Origin of the sequence: Bacteroides sp. RTP21281st1_H5_RTP21281_210402, assembly GCF_040918965.1 — a bacterium.
GTDB classification, from domain to species: domain Bacteria; phylum Bacteroidota; class Bacteroidia; order Bacteroidales; family Bacteroidaceae; genus Bacteroides; species Bacteroides congonensis.
In genome coordinates this window covers 552,807-578,108 of the sequence record NZ_JBCOWR010000001.1, presented here as the reverse complement: position 1 = coordinate 578,108, position 25,302 = coordinate 552,807, and the positions used below count along the sequence as shown (strand labels likewise).

The following is a 25,302-nucleotide window of genomic DNA, read 5'->3' as shown; positions in this document are numbered from 1 at the left end:
AGAGTAGATAGATTACATACGTTCGTGGAAGCTACGGCTGATAACTTCCAATTGATGTTCGCGGCTCAACTTCACGAAGTTTACGGCATAACCGGAAACACGGATGGTAAGCTGCGGATATTTCTCAGGATGTTCCATGGCGTCATAAAGCATATCACGGTTCAGAACGTTAACGTTCAGGTGGTGAGCGCCTTTGGTGAAGTAACCGTCCATCATGGTAACCAAGTTATCAATACGGTCTTCTACGGTTGCTCCCAGTGATTTCGGAACGATAGAGAAGGTGTTGCTGATACCGTCTTGTGAGTCGCGGTAACGAAGTTTCGCTACGGAGCTCAAAGAGGCGATAGCACCGTTCTTGTCGCGTCCGTGCATCGGGTTGGCACCCGGAGCGAAGGCAACGCCTTTGGCACGTCCGTCGGGAGTAGCACCGGTCTTTTTACCATACATCACGTTGGAAGTGATGGTCAGCAGAGACAGGGTAGGACGGGCATTCTTGTACACCGGCAACTTCTTCAATTCTTCGCTGAAGAAATATACCAGGTCAACACCCAGGTGGTCTACCTTGTCATTGTCGTTACCGAAACAAGGGAATTCGCCTTCGATGTCAAAACCTTCCGTCAGGCCGATGTCGTTGCGGCGGGCGGTAACTTTGGCGTACTTGATGGCCGAGAGTGAGTCGAGCGCGATGGAAAGTCCGGCTACACCGTAAGCAAGGTTGATGCGCGGGTTGGTATCTACAAGAGCCATCTGTGCTTTCTCGTAGTAATACTTATCGTGCATATAATGGATAATGTTCATCGCTTCGTTGTAAACACGGGCGATTTCAATCAATACCTTCTTGTAGTTGCTCATTACTTCTTCAAAGTTCAGCGTGTCACTGGTCAGTACAGGGATGTTTTTCACCATGACCGTACCTGTGTTTTCGCAACGTCCGCCGTTGATGGCAAGCAGCAGGGCTTTAGCCAGGTTGCAGCGTGCGCCGAAGAACTGGATTTGCTTTCCTATCTCTTGGTAAGATACGCAGCAAGCGATTCCGTAGTCGTCCGACTGGCGTACTTCGCGCATCAGGTCGTCGTTTTCGTACTGGATGGATGAAGTGTCGATAGAAACTTTGGCACAGAATTCCTTGAAACCGTCCGGCAGTTCCGGGCTCCACAGTACAGTCAGGTTCGGTTCGGGTGACGGGCCGAGGTTGTACAGTGTTTGCAGGAAGCGGAAGGAAGTCTTTGTTACTTTGGTACGTCCGTCGTTGAGACGTCCGCCCAGAGATTCGGTTACCCAGGTCGGGTCGCCGGCAAAGATGTCGTTGTATGATTGCATGCGCAGGTGGCGAACCATACGCAGTTTGATGACAAACTGGTCTATTAGTTCCTGTGCGAAAGATTCGGTGATAGTTCCTTTGCTCAATTCATATTCCATATAGATGTCGAGGAAGGAAGAAACGTTACCCAGTGACATAGCTGCACCGTCTTGTTCTTTCACGGCGGCAAGGTAAGCCATGTACACCCATTGTACGGCTTCCTGTGCAGTGTAGGCAGGACGGCTCAGGTCGAGTCCGTAGTATTCGCCCATTACCTTCATTTCTTTCAGCGCCTTGATTTGCTCTGCCACTTCTTCGCGCAGGCGGATGCGGGCGTCGGTCATCGGGCCGGTCAGGTTACGCAAGTCTTCTTTCTTGGCTTCAATCAGTCGGTCGATACCGTAAAGAGCCATACGGCGGTAGTCGCCGATGATACGTCCGCGGGCGTAGTTGTCAGGAAGTCCGGTAAGGAATCCCAGTGAGCGGAACGAGCGGATTTCTTCCGTATATACGTCGAATACTCCGTCGTTGTGCGTCTTGCGGTAGTGAGTGAATATGTCTTTTACGCGGTCATCTACTTCCACGCCGTTCTCGTGGCAAGCCTTGCTCACTACGTTGATGCCGCCGAAAGGCTTGATGGCACGCTTCAGCAGTTCGTCTGTCTGCAGACCGACAATCAGTTCGTTTTCCTTGTCGATATATCCGGCTTTGTGGGAAGTGATGGTAGATACGGTAACATTGTCAAGAGAGCGGACGCCATTGTTTTCTCTTTCTTCTGCCAATGCTTCGAGGCAGCGGTTCCATACAGCTTTTGTGCGTTCGGTGGGGCCTTCGAGGAATGAAGCATCTCCGTAATACGGAGTGATGTTATGACTTACGAAATCCCTTACGTTGATTTCGCTGCTCCAAAGACCGTCTTTAAAGATCTTATTTAATTCCATAAATGATAAAATTAGAGGTTGTAGTTATCCTTTTCTTTAGAGCGCACAAAGTTACAATCATTTTTCATATAATCAGCATAAATATGCTCTATTTTATGCTTTTCAACATAAAATACCTAGATATTGCTATCCTTAGGAAATCTTCCCGAATTTTTTTTGTGGAAACTCTTGCATGTTTAAAAAAAGTTCGTACCTTTGCACCGCTTTTAACGAAAAGCACTTCTGAAAAGGAAGTTTTGGAGAGGTGGCAGAGTGGTCGATTGCGGCGGTCTTGAAAACCGTTGTACCGCGAGGTACCCGGGGTTCGAATCCCTGTCTCTCCGCTGAGAATAGCAGCTTTGAAGCTGCTATTTCTTTTGTGGAAAATATATTTCCATTGTCTGTTTTTTTATTGAAAAACAAGGAGAGGTGCTCGAGTGGTTGAAGAGGCACGCCTGGAAAGCGTGTATACGCCAAAAGTGTATCACGAGTTCGAATCTCGTTCTCTCCGCTTTTTTTTTCTCTGTTGTTAAAAAATGTTTTGAAGCGGCTGCCTTGATTTTTCAAAGCAGCCGTTTTTTATTTGCGGCATTTATTCCAACTCCTCGATAATCTTCTTCACATCTATCGGTTGCAGTCTTCCGTACACTTTTTCACCAACCATCACCACTGGAGCCAATCCGCAGGCGCCTACGCAGCGCAGGCAGTCCAATGAGAACTTCCCGTCCGGGGTGGTTTCGCCGACTTCGATGCCCAGTACGCGTTTGAATTCTTCGAGCAACTTCTCGGAGCCGCGCACGTAACATGCCGTACCCATGCAGACGGAGATGGGATGTTTCCCTTTCGGAGTCATGGTGAAGAAGGTGTAGAAGGTGACCACTCCATACACTTTCGATACGGGGATATTGAGTTTGGAAGCAATGATGCGTTGCATCTCTTCGGGCAGATAGCCGTGCAGGTGTTGCGCTTCGTGCAAAATATTGATTAGTTCGCCCGGGTTGTTTCCGTGCTTGTCGCAAATCGTTCGGACTTGTTCTGCCACATCGCAGGCTAGTTTTATATCTGACATAATACTCTTCGTTTAAAGTTAATCCATAGATTTGTTGAAATAATGCGTGTGCAATAGCATTTCCGATTTCTCGCCCAGAGGTTTGCCGAGATATTCTTCGTACAGTTTCTTGATATACGGGTTGTCGTGCGACTTACGCAGCGGTTTGTTCGCGTCTTCGCGGTAAAGGGCATTGGCGCGTGCGTATAAGACTTCCGAGTTGCCGTGGTGTAACGGCTGCCCACCACCGCCGATACAACCACCGGGGCAAGCCATAATTTCGATGACGTGATATTCGTTGTGCCCGTTCCGTATATCTTCCAGTAGATGGCGGGCGTTGCCTAGTCCGTGTGCGATGCCTACTTTGAGTTCAAAACCATTCAGGTCGATGGTGGCGCGGCGGACACCGTTCAGTCCGCGTACTTGTTCAAAATTCACATTCTTGAGAGGTTCACCAGTATAGATTTCGTAGACGGAGCGCAGGGCGGCTTCCATCACACCGCCTGTGGTGCCGAAGATAACGCCGGCGCCTGTCGATTCGCCCATCGGGTTGTCGAAAGGACTGTCCAGTACCAGGGGGAAGCCAATGTTGGCTCGTTTAATCAGCCGTGCCAGTTCGCGGGTGGAGATGGAGTAATCTACGTCGGGGATGCCGTTTACTTTGAACTCGTCGCGGTCGCATTCGTATTTCTTTGCCAGACAGGGCATGATGGATACGACGACTAACTTCTCCCTGGGGATTCCCATTTTCTCCGCCCAGTAAGATTTGGCGATGGAGCCGAACATCTGTTGCGGGGAGCGGGCGGTGGAAGGAATGTCGAGCATATCCGGGAAATGATGCTCGAAGAAGTTCACCCATGCCGGGCAACAGGAAGTCAGGATGGGCAGGCGGACGGATTTGTCTCCGTTGAGATAACGTGTCAGACGGTTCAGGATTTCAGAACCTTCTTCCATGATGGTGAGGTCGGCTGCAAAGTCGGTGTCGAATACATAGTCGAATCCCAGTTCGCGCAGGGCGTAGACCATTTTTCCGGTTACCAGTGTGCCGGGAGGGAAACCGAATTCTTCTCCCAGGGCGGCGCGTACGGCGGGTGCGGTCTGTACGATGACTGTTTTGTTCGGACTGGCTAAGTCGTCGAGCAGGCGGTTGGTGTAGTCTCGTTCGGTTAGCGCACCTACCGGGCAGACAGCTACGCATTGACCGCAATAAGTACATTCACTCTCTGTCATCATCCGGTCGAAAGCGGGAGCTATCGTTGTGTTGAAACCGCGACGGATGGCACCGAGCGCTCCTACCGTCTGCACATCGTTGCAGACGCTTTCGCAACGGCGGCAGAAAATACATTTGTCCATGTTGCGGACGATGGAAGCGGTGATTTCCCGTTTGCGGGGAGACAGTTCGCCGCCATTGAAAGGCATTTCGCGGATATTGAAGCGCAGTGCCAGCGTTTGAAGCTCGCAGTTGCCGCATTTCGGACAGGTGAGGCAGTCGTTCGGATGGTCGGAGAGGATAAGTTCGGCCACTACCTTGCGGGCGTTCATCACACGCAGGGTACTGGTCTTTACTACCATTCCTTCCGTGCAACGGGTGGCGCAGGCAGGAGCAAGGTTGCGCCGTCCCATGACTTCCACCACGCAGATGCGGCAGGAAGCGGGATTGTTTTTTATACAGGTTCCTTTCAGGTCGATGTGGCACAAAGTGGGTATGTTGATACCGATTTTTGTGGCGGCTTCGAGGATGGTGCTTCCTTCGGGGACGGTGATAAAGTGACCGTCTATTTGGAGTGTAATTTGTTTTTCTTCCATAGTGAACAGATTATTTTAGCAGACAAGAATAGCTTTAAATTTACAGCGTGCCAGGCACATTCCGCATTTGATACATTTGTCGGGGCTGATAACGTGCGGTTTGCGTACCAGACCGATGATTGCGTCGGCGGGGCAGTTCTTGGCGCACAGGTGGCAACCGATACAAAGTTCGGGATTGATGGTGTAAGTCAGCAGGGATTTACACTGTTTGGCACGGCAGGTCTTGTCGCGGACGTGTTCCAGGTATTCATCATGGAAATTGTCCAGCGTAGACAGAACCGGATTCGGGGAAGTCTGCCCCAGTCCGCAGAGGGCGGTATCCTTGATGACTTGTCCCAAAGTGGCGAGGGTATCGAGGTCTTTCTCTGTTCCCCTTCCTTCGGTTATCTTGTTCAGCAGTTCCAGCAGGCGTTTGTTGCCGATGCGGCAAGGCGTACATTTTCCGCAGGATTCTTCTACGGTGAAATCTAGGTAGAAACGGGAGACGGATACCATACAGTCGTCCTCATCCATCACAATCATACCGCCGGAACCCATCATGGAGCCGGCAGCCAGAAGATTGTCGAAGTCGATGGGGGTATCCAGATGCTTCTCTGTCAGGCAGCCACCCGAAGGGCCGCCGGTCTGCACCGCCTTGAATTTCTTTCCGCCTTTGATGCCGCCGCCGATTTCGTAGATTACTTCGCGGAGCGTAGTTCCCATCGGTACTTCAATCAGCCCTACATTGTTTATCTTTCCCGCAAGGGCGAATACTTTCGTGCCTTTGGAACGTTCCGTTCCGATGGCTGCGAACCATTCGGCGCCTTTCGTCAGGATGATGGGAATGTTGGCGAGTGTCTCTACATTGTTCACGTTGGTAGGCTTTCCCAAATAGCCGGATTCGGCGGGGAAGGGCGGTTTGAGGGTCGGTTCTCCCCGTTTTCCTTCCATGGAGTGAATCAGGGCGGTTTCTTCTCCGCAGACAAATGCGCCTGCGCCGTAACGTATCTCGATGTCGAAACTGAAATCTGTTCCTAAGATATTGTCTCCCAACAGGCCGTAGTTGCGGGCTTGTCCGATAGCTATTTTGAGCCGGTTGATGGCAAGCGGGTATTCGGCGCGGATATACACCAGTCCTTTGCTTGAGCCGATGGAGTAACCGCAGATACACATGGCTTCTACGATGGAGTGTGGGTCGCCTTCCATGATGGAACGATCCATAAACGCGCCGGGGTCGCCTTCATCGGCGTTACAAACCACGTATTTGATGTCCGATTGCTGTTTGTGGGTAAATTCCCATTTCAAGCCTGTGGGGAAACCGCCGCCACCGCGTCCGCGCAGGCCGGAACGCTTGATGAGGTCGATTACGTCCGTCGGTTGCTTGTTGAGAAGGCAGTCCGCCAGGGCGTGATATCCTTCGCGGGCGATGTATTCTTCGATGTTTTCGGGGTCGATAAATCCGCAGTTGCGCAGGGCGATGCGCAGTTGCTTCCGGTAGAAATCCATATGTTTGGAGTCGCTGACGGTGTGCTCCGTTTTAGGGTCTATGTACAGCAGTCTTTCTATTTTCCGGCCGCCGATGATATGTTCGGTGATGATGTCTTCCGCGTCCTCGGGGGTGACTTGTGTGTAAAATGTATTGTCGGGGATGATTTTCACGATGGGGCCTTTTTCGCAGAAGCCGAAGCAGCCCACTGTGATGACTTCCACTTTGCCGGCGATGCCGTTCTTTTCGATGGCTGTCCGGAGACTGTCCGTAATGCCTTGACTGGAAGAGGCTTTGCACCCTGTACCGCCGCAGATAAGAATCTGGAGATGCTGTGCGCCGGACGCCAGTCCGCAGCACTTCTCTGTGACTTTTTCATTACTTTCTTCGCGCAATGAAAGTTTGTGTTCCGCTCTCTTCCTGATTGTAGCCAAATCATGGATAGATAAGATTTTCATAAGTATCAGAATTGTTAGTAGGTTTTTTGCAAATATAATTCTTTGTTTGGAATAAAAGCATAGTTTCGGACAAATAAAAACAGTCTTTGCCGATCGGATTAGGTAAATAAATCTCTATCTTCGTATTTAATAGGTATTAAACCTAAAAAAGATAATTGAAGTATGAGACGAATTTTACTGGGACTGTGTTTTCTATCCTTTCTGAACAGTGCATCCGGACAAGAGATTCCCTTGCCGGAAAAGATGCCGCAGGAGCATCCGCGGGTGCTGACTACTCCGGCGGGAAAACAGGAAACATGGAAGCTGATTAAAAAAGAAGAATGGGCGAAAGATGTTTTCAATAAGTTGAAGGAACGGACGGAAGTTTATACGAACCTGACGGATGCTCAACCGTCCTGGCTGCTGTCCCGCCTGGCGATGTATTGGAAGTCTCATGCCACGGAAGTATATGTAAAAGGTGAAACGTTCGACCATGCGGGCGGCGGGAAAGCTCCTTATCCTACGGTGCGCTATACGGGAACGCGTGGAACGGCTGCCACTCACGGTCGTCCCAAGTTGGCGGATGTCGTGCCTTATGATGATGACGAGAGCGGGAACGTCACTTTCTGTAATAATGCCCTTCCCAATCGTCCGATGGAGAGTGTGCATCCGTCCAAGACCGGACGGAATATCGAAAGCCTGAACTGCGAAATTCTGGGAATCGCCCGTGACGCCGCTTTCCTCTATTGGATGACGGACGAAGAGAAGTTCGCCAAACTTGCCGCAGGTGTATTTGATACGTATATGACGGGTATTTATTACAGAAATGTGCCTGTCGATTTGAATAATGGTCATCAGCAGACATTGGTGGGATTGACTTCTTTCGAGGTAATCCATGAAGATGCACTTCATATCGCTGTCCCTTTGTATGATTTTCTGTATAATTATCTCAAGGCTAATTACCCGGACAAGATGGAAATCTATGCCGGAGCTTTCAAGAAATGGGCGGATAATATCATTGCGAACGGTGTGCCCCACAACAACTGGGATTTGTTGCAGGCACGTTTCATTATGAATGTAGGCCTGGTATTGGAAGACAATAAGGAATATGCCGACGGAAAAGGACGCGAATATTATATCGACTATGTGATGAACCGTTCCAGCATTCGCCAGTGGAGTCTGACACGTCTCGCGGATTATGGCTTTGATTCCAATACGGGGATTTGGGCGGAATGTCCGGGATATAGCAGTGTGGTAATCAATGATTATGCCAATTTTGTGAATCAGTTTGATACGAACCTGCAATATGATTTGGTGAAAGCGATGCCTGTATTGTCGAAAGCGGTGGCGACCACTCCCCAATACCTGTTTCCTAACCGTATGATTTGTGGCTTTGGGGATACGCATCCGGGATATTTGAGTACGAACTTCTTCATCCGTATGATACAGAACGCGCAGGCAAACGGGAAGAAAGAGCAGGAAAACTATTTCACCGCTTTGCTGAAATGCTTGCATCCGGATTTTGGAAATGATAAGGCGGAAAAGAAGAATGTGCGGGTATCTGTCAATTCGTTCTTTGAAGACAAGCCGCTGACGCTAAATCCGAAAGTACAGCCGGGAAAGATAGAGGATTATGTTTCTCCTTTATTTTATGCTCCTAATGTGTCATGGCTGGTACAGCGCAACGGTATGCATCCGCGCAACAGTCTGATGATTTCGTTGAATGGCAGTGAAGGTAATCATATGCATGCCAACGGTATTTCAATGGAGCTTTACGGAAAAGGATATGTGCTTGGCCCGGATGCGGGCATCGGGCTTTTCCTGTATAGCGGACTGGATTATGCGGAATATTATTCTCAATTCCCCAGTCATAATACGGTTTGTGTGGATGGAGTATCGAGTTATCCGGTGATGAAAAGTAATCATTCTTTTGATTTGCTTTCTTGTTTTCCGGCATCGGCGGAACCGGGCAAGGAGTTTACGTCCGTCACTTACAGCAACCTTTATTTCCGTGAACCGGAAAGCAGGGCAGACCAGACCCGTATGATGAGTATTGTCACCACCGGTGCGGAGACGGGATATTATGTCGATGTATTCCGCAGCCGGAAGGAAAAAGGGGGAGATAAGATGCACGATTATTTCTATCATAACCTCGGACAGTCTTTGACATTGACGGCGGCAGATGGTACTGACTTGAATTTGCAACCCACGGAAGAACTGGCTTTTGCCGGTGCGCATCTTTATGCTTATTCCTATTTATATGATAAGAAAATGGCTGCTACCGACAAGGATGTCAAAGCGACTTTCACCATAGATATGAAGGATAAAGGCGGTGACGACATATATATGAATCTTTGGATGAAGGGTGAACCGGAACGCGAAGTCTTTACGGCATTGTCGCCAATGACTGAAGGATTGAGCCGTACACCGAATATGCCTTATAATATAAAGGAGCAACCGACGCTGACTTTTGTTGCCCGGCAGCATGGTGAAGCTTGGAATCGTCCTTTTGTTTCTATCTATGAACCGAGCACGAAGAATGAGCCGTCCGCTATTCAATCCGTTTCTTATTTTGATGCGGAAGAATCTGGCTTGAAAGACTTTGCAGGAATTTGCGTGAAAAGTAGGAACGGGCGTGTAGACCATATATTCTCTCTGTCCGACGCAGTTCATACTGCTACTTATCAAGGAATGAAAGTGAAGGCGGACTATGCAGTTATCAGCAATGAATATGCAGGAAACCGGACGTTATTCTTGGGGAACGGAACGCAATTGGTTGCGTCCGGAATAATGATTCAGACTGACAGTGCCGCTAACGTGTTACTCGAAAAGAAAGAAGGAAAATGGTATATTATTTCTTCTGCTCCCTGCACGGTCGTTATTAATGGCAAAAAGGTGAAATCCGGTGTTGAGCCGAAACTTACATTGCTGCGTATCTGATGTTTCATTTATAAGAAGAGAATTTGTATATTTTATGCGCAATATGGTATATTGCGGTTTAAGATGGAGAAATGTTGCAATAAAAAACAAAAAAAGCGTATTTAAACGTTTTTAATGCTATATTTTTTCTATTTTTGCGGCTTCTTGTCCAAGTTGTATATAATATGGACAAGAAGCCCTTTTTGTGGGTGAATATTTTAGTGGGAAATATTTAGTGGGAAATAAATTATGGTATATGTGATGAGAAATGGTCGCAGGGCATTAGCTGCGTTATCATTTCTACTAGTATGTTGTGGCGTACATGTGCACGCGCAGCGGGTAGCTGTAAAGACAAATGCGTTGGGTTGGCTCACTGCCAGTCCGAATGTAGAAGCAGAGTTTGTATTGGGTAGTCACGTCTCCCTGAATATGGGGATTGCTGCGAATCCAATCAGTAAAGACAACTTTAAAACGACTTTCACGCATTTTCAGCCTGAAGTTCGTTACTGGCTAAATCGTCCGATGGTGAGCCATTTTCTTGGGGTCACCGCTTTCGTGAATAATTTTAATATGATGGTGAAGGATGTGCATCACAAAGGCGATGCATACGCCGCTGGGTTGACCTATGGGTATGCATGGGTACTGGGCAACCATTGGAACATCGAAGCAACTGCTGGTGTGGGTGTAATGCGCTATCGCCAGTTCAAGTATGATAAGGGTGCTCCGAAACCGGGCGCGGTCAATGATAGCAAGACTACCATTGCGCCTGTCAAACTGGGGGTATCCTTTGTTTATATTATCCGATAATTAGAGAACATTAGCTAGTCAGAAAAGAGAATGAAAATCAATTTGAAACGTGATAGATTAATAGGTGTGCTTCTCATGGCGATGATGTTGGTCGGCATGGATGCATCCGCCCAACGTATCCGTGTGCAAGGACATATCACAAACCCGCAGGGGAAAAGTGTGCCGAATGTGAATGTGCTCAATCCTGTCAATGACGAACGTATCGAAATGTCCGATGAGGATGGTCGTTATAGCGTATTGGTGGAAAAGAACGGCTCGTTGAAGTTTACATGTGTCGGTTATGAGGACAAGACGGTGAAGGTGGCAGGAAAACAGATTCTTGATGTTGTGCTGAAAGATGCTGTCATCGAACTGGATGAAGTGACGATTACTTCCAAGGTAAAAGATAAAGTGATTCCGGAGCCGACGGACATCGAAATCAAAGGTAATTATTTCCATCTGAAAACCCGTGTCCCGGTGCCTAAGGAAATGTTTAACTCGCATCGCCGGTTGGTATTGCAGCCTTCCATTTATGATGTGACACTCAAAAAACGCCTGTTGATGCGTCCAGTGGTATTCGACGGTGGTACTTACAATACGACGCAAAACCGGATGTACGATTATGATTTGGATAAAGACCCTCTGCATGAATATATTCAGGTGAAAACGACTTCTTCGCGCAAGGGAGATGTTATCGCTTATCATGATTCTATATACATAGAGTATCTGCAACATGATTACCGTGCGGATGTGCATCTTGCAATGGAGAACTATCGGAACATCATTTATCGTGATTCTTTCTCCATTGCACGCGGAACTGTCAACCCGCTGCGTTTCCTGGAGTATAAGTTTTCCGCTTTCAATCTGACCGATGAGAAGTATCTTCCGAAACCTGTCATGCAGCTACGGGATACGAAAGGTGAAGTGAATCTGACATTCTTGGTAGGTAAAGCCGATTTGGACGACAAGAATCCTCAGAACCAAGTGGAACTGAACCGATTGAACCAGGAACTTCGTGCTATTGAGACGAATCCGGATGCTTCATTGAAGAGTTTCCATATCACGGGTGTGGCTTCGCCGGACGGTTCATATGAAAGAAACTTGCAATTGGCAAAACTGCGTACGGACAAAGCATTGGAGCGTATCCTTTCACAACTAGACCCGGAAACGCGCAAGCTGCTTGAAGTGAAATCGGATGCGGCGGTCGCTTCTTGGAAGGAAGTGGCGGAATTGCTGAAGAAAGACGCTAAACCGGAGATTGCCAAGGAAGTAGAGGATTTAATCAAGCAATACGAATCTGTTCCTTACCGCTTGAATAATGTATTGAAATCGAAACCTTTCTACAAGGAAATAGCTGCTACCTATCTGCCTAAACTGAGAAAGGTGCAATATACGTACGGTTATTCAATCTTCCGTTTCCTGACTGACGATGAGATTAGGGGAATTTACAACAGGAATCCGAAGGAGCTGACCCGTTTCGAATATTATCGCATGATTACGATGGCGAAAACTTCTGACAAAAGGGAGAAGTATTGCAGGGAAGCCCTTGAACTTTACGATAACTTTACGTATGCAGCCAATGAGCTGGCAGTGGCGACGATACAGAAAGACGCTCCGGATTCGCGTATTCTCGAACCGTTTGTCAGCAAAACCGCGCCGGTAGAGTTATTGTCCAATCAGGCTATCGCCTTGCTGCACGAAGGAAAATATACAAAGGCGGATTCTGTCCTGACATTGGTTCCCGAAGGAGCTGTTTCTGAGGATTTGCAGGCAATCGTACAAGCTTTGGCAGGTTACCATAAAGATGCTTTCGAAAAGGTGGCGGCTACCAGTCCTTTCAATGAGGTGGTGATGTTGCTGGCGATGAAGAGAAATGAGGAAGCATGGGAAAAGATTTCTGCCATGAATGTGACAACAGCCCGCGAATATTATGTGAAAGCGATTGTTGCCAACCGTTTGGAGAAAGTGGGTGAAGCTATAATGAGTATCGAGAAAGCCCTTGAATTAGACCCATCCTTACTGGAAACAGCAAGAGTGGACGGTGATATTATTGACTTGCTGCCGGAAGAGCAGAAACTTAAATAATGATAATACAGAGTAAACGATGAATATCCTCAGAATCAAAAATAAATATGTGGCGGTGGCGTTATTTCTGATGCTTGCTGTCACCTTACAGGCACAGGATTATGGTGCATTGCAATATATGTTGCAGAAAAGACCTGCGAATGAGAAGTTTGAGAGTAATAAGTTCAATGAACATCTCTTTTTCTCTGCCGGTATAGGTCCGTATAGCTTGCTTTCGGGTAAGGAGGCCCAGGACGGATTAGGTATGACTGCTCGTCTTTTTATGGGAAAATGGATTACTCCGGTTCACGGACTCAGGATAGGGGTGAACATGGGGTATTTACCGTCGAAAATATATGATTCTAAAATAAAGATGGGTGGCGGTAGCCTGGATTATCTGCTGAATATGTCTTCCTTGGCATATGGGTACAATCCGAACCGTCGTTTTGAGTTATTTGGAATAGCTGGTGTAGAAGCCGGTTATTCTAAGGTTGGTGATAATAGTGAACGTTCTGAAAAATATCCGAATCTGAAAGGTGGGGGTGAATTTTATTATGGTGCCCATATTGGTTTACAGGGCAATATACGTCTTTCCCGTACATTGGACTTGTTTGTAGAGCCACAGATAGGATGGTATAATGATGTTTTGGCACATAGGGGAAGTTGGAGAAATTATCAAGTGGGAGGTTCGGTTCTGGTTGGTCTGACATATATGCCTGCCGCTCCGATGGGTACTAAGATTCATTTTGATGAATTTGATAACAGTTCGTTCCAGAATCATATGTTTATCTCTTTGTCCGGTGGTATCAGTACCCTGAAAGTTTCGGGAATCAAGAATACAATTAAAGGCTTGGGCCCCCAGTTCTCTGCCGGAATCGGTAAATGGTTCAGCCCTTCTTCCGGTCTGCGTCTGTCCGGGACGGTCGGTTTTTCGGATACACCTGCCGGTAGTAAGAACAGATATTTCAAACATATTGATTTGCATGCGGATTATATGTTGAATCTCAATAATGTTCTGTGGGGATATGATGAAGATAGGGTCTTTAATTTAATTGGTATTGCAGGAGTTAATCTGGCTGGGACAAAAGGGGTGGAGAATTCTGGCAAGTACGCTCCGGGGATAGGAGTAGGCGTACAAGGAAGTTTCCGTCTCAACCGTTCCATGGATTTATTTATAGAACCTCGTCTCAATGTTTATCACAAGAGATATGCAGGCGGGTGTGGATTGCGTGGTACAGACCAGCTTGGAGAATTGAATTTAGGTTTGACTTATCATACGATTGACCGTGCGGCACGTCCGAAGAACGGATTCTCAAACAATCATATCTCAGACAATCTGTTTATGACTTCAGGAGTTGGTCTGCAAATGTTTTTGAATAAGAAGAATTTTGAAAACCTCAGTTCTTTAGGTCCGCAGGCTTCTGTCTCTCTTGGTAAGTGGCTGACTGCTTATTCCGGTTTGCGTCTGGTGGGTACGGGCGGGTTCTTTACGAACTATCTAGTTCCCGGTGATATTAAAGAGGGCAGACTCAGACATATCAGCGTCAGTGGCGGTCTTGATTATTTGTGGAATATTACGTCTACCATGGACGGTTACAATCCTGACCGTATCTTTGATTTCATTGCTTCTGTGGGTGTCAATCTGGCGTATACCAATAATTCAGACCATAAGTTTCAACCAGGCATAAATGCTGGCATACAGGGGCTATGGCATGTGAATGACTTTCTCGGTCTATATATCGAACCGCAAGTCAGAATGTATGGAGACAAGTTCATCGAAGGAAACTTGGGTTTTATGCAGAAAGATGTATTGGTAGGCGTCAATGCCGGTTTCCATTACCGCTTTGTTCCTTATTCAAAAGCAGCCAATCGCAGTGTGTTTGATAAGGATGACAAACGTTACTTCATATCAGGGGCACTCGGAATGGGTAGTTTGCTGGTTGGTAACAAGGATTTGGTGAAGAACGCAGGTGTGGAAGCGAAAGGAAGTTTTGGCAAATGGTACACTCCGCTGTCTGCATGGCGTATCAACGGGACAATCCTGTATAAGTCGAAAGCGCAGAATAAATTACCTTTGCATTATGCCGGTTTAGGGATGGACTACATGATGAGTTTGGCTACGTTAACAAAGGGGTATAGTTCCGATCATGTGATAGATGTCGTACCTTTTATGGGAGTCACTGCCGGACTGTCTCGTCGTAACGGAGAGTTTCAGGTAGTGCCGGGACTGGATGCCGGTGTGCAGTTTAAACTGCGGGTAGCCTCTTCCGTCTATTTGTATGCCGAACCTAAGGTGGGTATCCGTACAGATACATACGATGGTATCAAACAGGGAAAACCTGATTACGTAGCTTCTATGGTAGGCGGATTGTTGTACAGGTTCAAGATGCCTACTTTCCAATAAAAAAGCAGATAAGAAAATATTTATAGGTAGGGTTGCACAATACTGATTCAATGATTGTGCAACCCTTTTTGTATTCTATGGCTTCGGGTGGAAAAACAACTCTGCTTAAATAAAGTTAAAACAAAAAACAGGAAGGGGTATTTTGTACTAGCTTTACGTAGATGATTAAAAAAATAAGTTTGTCATCCAACTGGTTATTTGTATGAAAGCACCTCATATCCTGCTTGTTCTTCTGTTTTCTGTCTTGTGTTCGGTGAAACTGAATGCGGAACAATCTCCCTATATCTTTCGTCATATCGGAGTGGCTGACGGTTTGCCCGATAATTACGTGAAAAGTGTGTTTGAAATCCCTGACGGACGGTTGGGGGTAAGAACTACAGTCTTGTTAAGTTTATATGACGGCAATCAGTTTACCAGCTTTCCTTATAATTCGCGAAGCAGGTATCCGATAGCCTATCATCATGCTGTTCCCGAACAATACATTGATGTGCATAACCGATTATGGATGAAAGAACGTGGCGGACTCCATGTCTTTGACTTAACGACCGAACGATATATTGCCAATGTCGATTCCTTGTTGCAGGACTTTGGATTGACTGCCAAAGTCTCCGATATGTTTATTGATTCGGAACAACATTACTGGTTTGTTACTCCACAGTCTTCTGTCTATATGTATGACGAAAGGAAGAGAAAGTTGAAGCTGATTTGTGCCAGGGATGAGTTTATTGAATATTACGGAACATTGCAGAATGTAGAAAGTAAAGGAAACTGTGTGTGGATGATTCATGAAAAAGGTGTCATACGGTGTTATGATACAGAACTAGGACGATTCATCCGTCAGGAGGATTTTCTGATAGGAAAAATGAATCCGGGTGACCGTGCTGTCATAAAGATGCTGGATAATGGCGATTACTGGTTAATGTGGGACTGGGGGATAGGATATTACAGCAGTCAGGGAAAGAGATGGCAGGAAGTTTTTACCACTCCGCGGGACAATTATACCATACTGACTTCCATCTGTGTGGACAAGGAAGGCAATGCTTGTGTCGGTGGCGTTTCTCAAGGTATGTATAGGATTATGCGCCATAATCTGTCCGTTACCCGGATGAGGGACATTCCGTTGCATACAGGTGGAACGATACACAACGATATTCATAGCTTGTTCTTTGACTCCGGAAGCGGAGCTTTATGGCTGGGACTTTTCAGTCAGGGGATATGCTATTATCATCCGAGTATGGATAACTTTCCTCTTTACAACCGGACGAATACTTATGGGAAATGGAATAATGAAGATGTCTGTGCCTTTGCGGAAGATGAACAGGGAAATATTCTTTTGGGCACTCTTGGCGGGCTTCATTTATATGACCCTTCTACAAAGAGAGTGACTGTTCCCTATAGGGAATTAGACCATCAGATTTGTTGGGTGCTTTACAAGGATAGCAAACAGCGTATCTGGGTGGGAACTTATCAGGAAAATCTGTATTGCATTGACAAAGGTAAAGTAAGGCTGTATTCATATCCGAGCGGAGGCTATCAGCAAGATCCGGACTTCAGGAATATCCGCGCTATTATTGAAGATAAGAAAGGGCGCATGTGGATCAGTGTTTACGGTGGTGTAGGAAGTCTGGATGTGAATACCGGTAAAATAACCTTGCTGGTCGAAAAACATCCTGAACTGAAAGAATATAAAACGGCTGACGCACTGGCACTGGACAATAGTGGCAGACTGATAGTAGGAGCATATAATGGTTTATATATCTATGATCAGGAGACGGATCAAGTCTGGATTCCCGAACGGGACGAACCATCCAACAAACTGTTTATCCATGACAGCAACAAATATAATTGTATCCTGAATGACAGTCGCGGCCTGCTGTGGTTCGGCACTCAATATGCGTTGAATATTGTAACTCCTGACAAGCAATTATATACACTTCAGGAAGGGGACGGACTCCCCAATGCTACCATACAAGGTATACAGGAAGACAATAACCATGATATATGGATTTCTACAATAAACTCTATCTGCAAGATAAAGGTTGACAAACAAGGCGTGGATTATGTTTTCCACGTCGTATCATTTCCTATCGGAACAGGTTCGCAACAAGATGATTTATTTGATTTCCATTCTTTGAAAGCGAGAGACGGGAAAATCTATTTCGGCAGGACAAACGGCTTTAATGCCTTTAATCCGGAGAATGTGTTCTACGATAAATTTGTGAATCATCCGGTTTTCACCTCATTGAAGCTGTTCAATACATCCATTACTCCCGGGACGTACTATAATGGATGTGTTTTGCTCGATAAAGCGGTAAATTACGCTCGCAGTATCGAATTGGAGCATGATGAGAACTTCATAACACTGGATTTCTCAGGCGTAAATTTCTCCAATCCTTCTCATACTTTCTTCCGTTACCAATTGCAGGGATCCGATAAGGAGTGGATAGAAGTTCTTTCCGATAACGGGCAAGGACGGGCTGTTTATAACAATCTCTCTCCGGGTGAATATGTGTTTAGGGTATCAGCAGCCGGAAATGATAAACTCTGGGGACCGGAGTCTTCATTTTCCATTGTTATCGATCCCCCGTTTTGGGAGACATTGATGGCGCGTATCATCTATTTCGTACTTTTTTGCGCCTTGTTATATGGTCTTGTCATATATATGAATAAGAGGAACCACCGGAAGTTGGTGGCTATGCAACATGAAGAAGCCCAGCGGCAAAAAGAAGAATTGAACCAGATGAAGTTCCGATTCTTTACGAATATCAGCCATGAGTTACGTACCCCGCTGACACTGATTATTACACCTTTGGAAATCTTGAAACGCAAGATTGCGGACGAGTCGGTCAACAGGCAACTGAACACCATATACCGGAATGCACAGGAACTTCTGACGTTGGTAAATCAGTTGCTTGACTTCCGCAAACTGGAGATGAAAGGCGAGAAAATGCTCCTGATGAATGGAGATTTGGAAGAGTTTGTCTCCTCTGTTTATAATAGCTTCTGTCCGGTCGCGGTAGAAAAGAAGCTGGATTTTACGTGTCTGATACCCCATCAATCACTCTATATGTATTTTGATAGGGATAAAGTACATAAGATTATTAATAATCTTCTCTCCAACGCATTTAAGTTTACCCCGGAAAACGGAAAAGTCACCTTGTCGCTTTCCGGGGAAGAGAAAGAAGGCAGACAATATGCAATGATAAGCGTATCGGATACGGGTGTCGGGATACCGGAAACTGAATTGCCTTATATCTTTGACCGTTTTTATCAAGTGAGAAATTGGGAAGAAGAAGAAAAACCTGGCAGTGGTATCGGACTTCATCTTGTCAGGGAGTATGCAGTACTGCATGGCGGGAAAGTAACAGTTGAAAGTCATTCGGGACAAGGCTCTACATTTACTGTGTATCTGCCGGTAGATTTAAAACCGGAAGGGGAACAGCTTGAAACAGTGGAATCGAATCCTGCGGAAAGTGAAAGAACGGACGAGACACAGCAAGAAGCCGCTTTCCCGTCACAGGAGAACAGTGATGACCGGAAAAGGCTGTTGATTGTCGAAGACAACAAGGAATTCCGCACCTTCCTGAAAGAGCAATTGGAGGAATTCTATCAGGTGTTGGAGGCAGGTGATGGTGAAGAGGGGGAACAGTGTGCGATTGACAAGAATCCGGATTTGATAATCAGTGACATCATGATGCCTAAGGTCGATGGTATCGAACTGTGCCGGAGAGTCAAGACCAACGTGCAGACATCGCATATCCCTGTTATCCTGTTGACCGCACGAACGGCCGATGATATAAAGATTAATAGTTATGAAGTAGGGGCTGATTCTTATATGTCCAAGCCGTTCAACTTCGATATGTTGATGGTGCGCATTGAGAAACTGATAGAGCAACAGGAGAAAAGGAAGCAGGAATTCAGTAAAAACATAGAAGTCAATCCAAGCTTGATTACTATCACTTCTGTTGACGAGAAACTTATTCAGCGTGCTTTGGAATATATCGAGAAGAACATGGATAATACAGAATATGCAGTGGAAGAATTAAGCCGTGATTTAGGCATGACCCGCATGAATTTATACCGGAAGTTACAATCCATCACCGGAAACACCCCTTCCGACTTTATAAAAAGCATTCGTCTGAAACGGGCGGCGCAGCTTCTTCAGGGAAGTCGGTTGACGATGGCCGAAGTTGCAGACCGCGTCGGATTCAGCTCGGCAAGCTACTTCACAAAATGTTTCAAGGAAATGTTCGGGGTGACGCCCACCCAATATGCAGAGATGCATTCCGGGGACGAAAAGCAGGAATATAAATAGAAGACGGAAATATATTTGAGTAAATCTCCTTTATTGTTCGTAGTGGGCAATAAAGGAGATTTTTTTTTGTGCATTTGTTACCAGTTTACCAGCTTCTGTTACCAGTTTACCAACCTTACAGACATGGAAGGCGTAGCTTTGCAATTGTCTTCAATAAATAAAATAGATTAAAATATTAAATAGTTTAGTGAAATGAATATGACAGGATTTCTATCAGGTAAAAGAAAATGTTTATTGGCGATAGCTGTTGCGTTTTCAACATTCGTGAATGCCCAATTGGCGACTTATCCGGCAGGATTAGACACCGGCATGCCGCATAATGACGATTATACCGTCAAAGTACGTCAAGTAGGTGGGGAGTGGAAAGATGTATTCGAATATGAAGTTCATGTGGATATGGATAAAGTACAGTCTGCTTCGATGGTACAGTTTGATATGGGTGAGCCGGTGGAAGTGATGGTGAAAAAGAACAATGGCTTGATTCAGGATGTGAAAATCCGTCCGTTGGCAACAGGAATACAGCATACGGTAAATTCCAACGTTATATATTTCACACTGACAAAACCTCAATATCTCTCCATTGAATTCAACGGTGACCGTTTGCACAACCTGCATTTATTGGCCAATCCTTTGGAAACGGAAACCTACACCGAAAGTCGGGACAATGTGATGTACTTCGGCCCCGGCATTCATCTGCCTAAGGATCTGCCGAATACGGAAATACGGATTCCTTCCAACACCACGGTTTATCTGGCTCCCGGAGCCGTCGTGAAAGCCAAGCTCCTGGTTGACAAAGCGGAAAATGTGCGCATCATCGGACGTGGTATTCTCTATCATTCCATTCGTGGAATAGAAGTCACTCATTCTAAAAATGTGTTGATTGATGGCATTACGGTAGTGAATCCCGACCATTATACGGTATTCGGCGGGGAGGCTACCGGACTGACCATTAAGAATCTGAAGTCTTTCAGTTGTAAAGGCTGGAGTGACGGTATAGATTTGATGTGTTGTAATGACGTATTGATAGATAATGTTTTTATGCGGAACAGCGATGATTGCATTGCTATTTACGCCCATCGTTGGAATTATTATGGCGGAAGCCGCAATGTAACTTTACAGAACTCCATCCTTTGGGCGGATATCGCTCATCCAATTAATATTGGCGGGCATGGAAACCCGAATGACGCCATAGGTGAAATAGTAGAAAATATAACTGTCCGCAATGTCGATATTCTGGAACAGGATGAGGACGACCTGCCATATCAGGGGTGTATGGCAGTAGATTGTGGCGACAAGAATCTTGTCCGTAAAATCCTGTTTGAAGATATACGTGTGGAAAATATCCAGGAAGGAAGATTGTTTCATATTAATGTCCGTTTCAATCCCACGTATGACAAACAGCCCGGACGTGGCATTGAAGATGTCACTTTCCGCAATATCACTTATAATGGATTGGGTGAAAATCCTTCTTTGATAAAAGGGTTCGATAAAGAGCGTGGCGTGAAGAATGTGACTTTCGACAATGTGATAATCAATGGAGTGAAGATGAAGAATACCGATGGCTTTATCACGAATGAACATATAAAGAATATCAAAGTACGATAACCTGCTGTCTGTCATGCAGAGTATTAACAGATAAGTTCCCCGGCATTAAAGGTAAACTTCCTTTCTTCCGATACCAAACTTTCTTTTGCTTAAGTATAAACTATAAACGCAAGTTTCATTTATAAAATCAAAGCTTGCAATTATATAAATGAAACTTCCGTTTTTATAATCAAAGCTTGCATTTATAGTTTTCTCTTTGATCGGAACAACTTTGGAGTTAAGGGAAAGGAAGTTTGTCATAAGGAGCTAATAACTTTTCTGTTAATAGATAAGATGATAGATAAGGGTACTCTTTAGTTTGGTTAATGCCCTATGTTACCCCTTTTACAGGTTTTGTTACTACGTTACCATCCTAAAATACACTTCAAGCATACTTTTGTGGTATCGTGAAACGGATAAAATGAGTGCTATGAATAATACTACAATTACATTAGAAGATTTCTTCTCGGAATGTTATCTCCAATACTATGACATTATCAAGAGATACATTACTTTTCGTATTGACAACTCTTATGAAGCGGAAGATTTGGTGCAAGATGCTTTTGTACGTTTATGGGAACATAGGGCATTTGTGAATAAGGAAACAGTTCGTCCGTTGCTTTTTACTATTGCACGGAATTTGGTGACAGACAAAGTTCGCCGCTATTATAAAAAAGCGGAACTTCTCTCTTATATATATAAGGTACAAGAGGCAAGCCGGAATACGACGGAAGAAACAGTCTGTTCCAATGAGCTTCAACTATTGCATGGCCGGGCAGTGAACAGGCTTCCCGGCAAACGCCGTCAAATCTATGAACTTAGCTTTCGTGGAATGCCTTCGCCTGTTATTGCTGACAAACTTTCTTTGTCCGTCCGCACTGTTGAAGGACAGTTGCTGCTTGCCCGAAAGTCGGTACGGAATGTGTTAAAACAGCAATTGGCCGGCTGATTTTAAATGAAAATATACTAACTTCAATTATTAAATTAATATTATGAGAATTAAACCCAGTTTCTTATCTAGTAAAAGAGCCGTCATAGTTTTAGCTATGTTGGTAGGCGGTTCATCCGGTACGTTGCTTCTGGCAAATGCCGGTGTAGAAGAAAACTTGATTGTTGCTCAAACGGGGAGAACAGTCAAAGGAGTTGTTACAGACCAGAATGGTGAGCCGTTAATTGGTTGTAATGTCGTTGTCGTAGGTTCGCAAGAAGGAGTGATAACAGATCTTGATGGAAAATTCAGCTTGAAAGTGTCCGATGGGGCAAAACAGTTGAAGGTTACCTATATCGGATATGTAGATCAGGTTGTAACTATCGGCAATAGCCCGGAAATAAGGATCGTGCTGAAAGAAGACAATAATGCATTGGAAGAAGTGGTTGTTGTAGGTTACGGAACGCAGAAGAAAGCTACACTGACCGGTTCTATCGAACAGGTGAGCGGCAAGACGCTGGAAAGCCGTGCGGTGACCAATGTCGGTCTGGCCTTGCAGGGACAAACACCGGGTCTGGCGGTGACGCGTTCGTCCGCCCGTCCGGGAAATGAAGACTTGAAGTTCCAGATTCGTGGTGCCACATCCGTCAATGGGGGCGAACCGTTGGTGATTATCGACGGTGTTCCTGCTTTGAACGGCTATTCCTTTCAGAATATGAACTCGGATGATATTGAAAACATCAGTGTCCTGAAAGACGGTGCCGCCTCTATTTATGGTGCGAAAGCCGCCAATGGTGTAATCCTGGTTACCACCAAAAAAGGTAAGGGGAAAGTGAGCGTTGATTACAACTTCAATATGCGTTTCAATACGAATGGTATCACGGGATTCTCACCTTCCATGTCGGAATATGCCCAGATGTGGCTGGCTGCCAATAAGGAAGAAAAAGTTCCCGAATGGTGGGCATGGGTTTCGCAGGAAAACATGGAGCGGATGGCTCAAGGGATTGAAGGTATTTATCCTACCCAGTATTATGGGGATATATTTATCGGCAATGCCAACCGTCTGGATGAGATGTTTGCCACCCGTTTTTCCTATCAGCACAACTTGAGCATTTCCGGTGCTACGGACAAATCCGATTTCCGTATTTCGGCTGCTTATGCCGATAATCAGGGCAATCTGGCTACAGCGTACGACGGACAGAAACAGATAAACCTGCGTCTGAACTATGGCTATCAATTAGCCAAATGGATGCGCCTGGAGACAGGAGCCAGTCTGGTAAATACAGAAACCGAGTCTCCTTCAGTGGGATTGGATAATACATTGTATGGCAATGACATGCCTTTCTTCCCAGCAAAGAACCCTTACGGACAGTGGTACGCCAATTTTGGCAATGTGGGCGACCGCCAGTCGGTTGCCGCAACGAGCGACGGCGGCCGGGATAACAAGAAGTCCTTGACGACCCGCATAGACATGAAGGCAATCGTTGATATCTGGAACGGTATCAGCTTTGAAGGTATGGCCTCTTTTCAGAACGAGGAATTCCGGCGTGAGCGTTGGGTGACTCCGGTGCAGACTTACGACTGGTTCGGAAATCCCGCCCAACAACTGGTCAACGCTACCGTGACGGGACTGAATACCACAGACCCTTCGAATCTGGATCATAATAATCCGGGATACCTGACCGTTGCCGAGAATTATTTCTATCAATATTATTCCGCCCTGTTGAAGTACAACAAGACATTTGCCGACGTGCATACTATATCTGTCCTGGCAGGTATCAATGCGGAAAAGAAACAAGTGAAGAAATTGGCTGCCGGCCGCAAGGACTTTGAGAATGACGGAGTGTATGACTTGAATTTGGCAGACGGTACGCTTCAGGGAAACAGTGGTGGAAAGTTCCAGAACGGCACTTATTCGTATATTGCCAAAGTGAACTATGATTATGCGGAAAAGTATCTGATTGAACTCGTGGGGCGTCGTGACGGTAACTCCAAATTCGCCGACGGCTATCGTTTCCAGAATTATGGCTCCTTCTCTTTGGGCTGGGTGTTTACACAAGAGAACTTCATCAAACCCGTATCTTCTTTTATCGGTCTGGACTTTGGTAAGGTGCGTTTGAGTTATGGTAGTTCCGGAAATGATGCCGGACTGGGTGATTATGACTATGTGTCAACTGTTAATCAGGGAACTACGATATTGGGCTCGCCAGCCGGATCCCTAATTTCTACTTCATTGAACAATTCCGGTTTGATCAGCCTGACAAGAACATGGGAACGTGTCGAGCAGAAGAATATCGGTGTTGACCTGAATTTCCTGAATAACCGGCTGGTATTCAACTGGGACTATTTTATCAAAGAAAATAAAGGCATGTTGTCCGAGGTTTCATATCCCGCCCTCTTGGGAGGCCGGGCGCCTAAGACGAACAGCGGTCATTTGCGTGTAAGAGGATGGGAAGTATCCTTGACATGGCGTGATCGTATCAAAGATTTCTCCTATTTTGTTACGGCGAACGTAAGCGATACGCGCAGCAAATTGATGGAACTGGAAGGAGCAAATACAATCAAAGCCGGAAAGAATGAAACATTGAATGGCTATCCGCTGAATGCTTACTTCTTGTATAAGACGGACGGTTATTTCCAGTCGCAGGATGAGGTGAACGCTTATTATGCGAAATACGGTGGTACGGGAGCGTTGTCGGCTTTGCCGGCAGGCGGTAGCACGGAACTTCGCCCGGGTGATGTCAAACGTCTGGATATGAGTGGCGACCGTTCCATTTCTGCCGATGGTGGTGCTTCCAGTGACTTGATTTATATGGGAGATGGAAATGCACATTATTTGTTCGGTATTACGCTTGGCGGTTCGTGGAAAGGTTTTGACTTTAACGCCTTGTTCCAGGGAGTTGGAAAGCAACTGATTATGAGACAGGGCTGGATGGCCTATCCGTTTGCAACCATCTATACCAATCAGAATTCAAAATTCATGGGAAAGACCTGGACGGAAGACAATCCGAATGCAGAGTTCCCGCGTCTGACTGTTTATACAGACCGTTCAAAATGGAATTATGAGAACAATGACTTCATGTTGCAGAACAACCGGTATATCCGTTTGAAATCATTGGTTGTCGGCTACACCTTGCCGCAAGTATGGACAAGAAAGGCGAAACTGGAGAAAGTCCGTGTTTATTTCTCCGGCAATGACTTGTGGGAGGCAACGAGTATTAAGGACGGGTTTGACCCGGAAATGGGAGAGATGTCACAGAACACTGGTTATCCATTCTCCAGAACATGGTCGTTCGGTATAAATGTCGGTTTCTGATTGTGTAACT

12 protein-coding genes and 2 tRNA genes are annotated in these 25,302 nt (G+C 45.9%); 10 read left to right on the top strand and 4 right to left on the bottom strand.

The window, feature by feature from the left end; genetic code table 11:
- Positions 1-12 precede the first annotated feature (12 nt).
- Positions 13-2,241, bottom strand: coding sequence for a formate C-acetyltransferase (gene pflB / locus AB5443_RS02275; protein WP_044654502.1), 2,229 nt, complete (start codon positions 2,239-2,241; stop codon positions 13-15).
- Between the two features lie 238 nt (positions 2,242-2,479).
- Between pflB and AB5443_RS02270 the strand changes: the two genes are divergently transcribed.
- Together AB5443_RS02270 and AB5443_RS02265 are read left to right on the top strand one after the other, a co-directional pair.
- A tRNA-Ser gene (locus AB5443_RS02270) sits at positions 2,480-2,564 on the top strand.
- Between the two features lie 79 nt (positions 2,565-2,643).
- Positions 2,644-2,731, top strand: a tRNA-Ser gene (locus AB5443_RS02265).
- A gap of 81 nt (positions 2,732-2,812) precedes the next feature.
- Here AB5443_RS02265 and nuoE read toward each other — a convergent pair.
- Genes nuoE through AB5443_RS02250 form a run of 3 tightly spaced genes read right to left on the bottom strand, consistent with a single transcriptional unit; the run spans position 2,813 to position 6,997 of the window.
- The gene (gene nuoE, locus AB5443_RS02260) at positions 2,813-3,289 is read right to left on the bottom strand and encodes an NADH-quinone oxidoreductase subunit NuoE (RefSeq protein WP_044653929.1); all 477 of its coding nucleotides are present in this window, start codon (positions 3,287-3,289) and stop codon (positions 2,813-2,815) included.
- 18 nt (positions 3,290-3,307) lie between these two features.
- Positions 3,308-5,074 (bottom strand): NADH-dependent [FeFe] hydrogenase, group A6, encoded by a 1,767-nt coding sequence (locus AB5443_RS02255; protein ID WP_277131042.1) that lies wholly within the window; start codon positions 5,072-5,074, stop codon positions 3,308-3,310.
- A 15-nt stretch (positions 5,075-5,089) separates the two neighbouring features.
- A complete protein-coding gene (locus AB5443_RS02250) occupies positions 5,090-6,997 on the bottom strand; it encodes an NADH-quinone oxidoreductase subunit NuoF (RefSeq protein WP_277131039.1) in 1,908 nt (635 codons plus the stop codon).
- A gap of 162 nt (positions 6,998-7,159) precedes the next feature.
- Between AB5443_RS02250 and AB5443_RS02245 the strand changes: the two genes are divergently transcribed.
- The 8 genes from AB5443_RS02245 (at position 7,160) to AB5443_RS02210 (ending at position 25,292) form a co-directional block, all read left to right on the top strand.
- The gene (locus tag AB5443_RS02245; RefSeq protein WP_277131037.1) at positions 7,160-9,916 is read left to right on the top strand and encodes a heparinase II/III family protein; all 2,757 of its coding nucleotides are present in this window, start codon (positions 7,160-7,162) and stop codon (positions 9,914-9,916) included.
- Between the two features lie 240 nt (positions 9,917-10,156).
- Positions 10,157-10,702 (top strand): DUF3575 domain-containing protein, encoded by a 546-nt coding sequence (locus AB5443_RS02240; protein ID WP_022136956.1) that lies wholly within the window; start codon positions 10,157-10,159, stop codon positions 10,700-10,702.
- A gap of 30 nt (positions 10,703-10,732) precedes the next feature.
- Positions 10,733-12,766 carry a carboxypeptidase-like regulatory domain-containing protein gene (locus AB5443_RS02235; RefSeq protein WP_277131036.1) on the top strand — a complete coding sequence of 678 codons (2,034 nt, stop codon included), beginning with the start codon at positions 10,733-10,735 and terminating at the stop codon, positions 12,764-12,766.
- 19 nt (positions 12,767-12,785) lie between these two features.
- The gene (locus AB5443_RS02230) at positions 12,786-15,149 is read left to right on the top strand and encodes a membrane protein (RefSeq protein WP_044654377.1); all 2,364 of its coding nucleotides are present in this window, start codon (positions 12,786-12,788) and stop codon (positions 15,147-15,149) included.
- A 202-nt stretch (positions 15,150-15,351) separates the two neighbouring features.
- Positions 15,352-19,464, top strand: coding sequence for an ATP-binding protein (locus tag AB5443_RS02225; protein WP_368113126.1), 4,113 nt, complete (start codon positions 15,352-15,354; stop codon positions 19,462-19,464).
- A 192-nt stretch (positions 19,465-19,656) separates the two neighbouring features.
- On the top strand, positions 19,657-21,069 hold the full coding sequence (locus AB5443_RS02220; protein ID WP_277131033.1) for a glycosyl hydrolase family 28 protein: 1,413 nt from the start codon (positions 19,657-19,659) through the stop codon (positions 21,067-21,069).
- Positions 21,070-21,478: 409 nt separating this feature from the next.
- Positions 21,479-21,997 (top strand): sigma-70 family RNA polymerase sigma factor, encoded by a 519-nt coding sequence (locus AB5443_RS02215; RefSeq protein WP_022136962.1) that lies wholly within the window; start codon positions 21,479-21,481, stop codon positions 21,995-21,997.
- Positions 21,998-22,040: 43 nt separating this feature from the next.
- Positions 22,041-25,292 (top strand): TonB-dependent receptor, encoded by a 3,252-nt coding sequence (locus AB5443_RS02210; RefSeq protein ID WP_301424291.1) that lies wholly within the window; start codon positions 22,041-22,043, stop codon positions 25,290-25,292.
- The last annotated feature ends 10 nt before the right edge of the window (positions 25,293-25,302 follow it).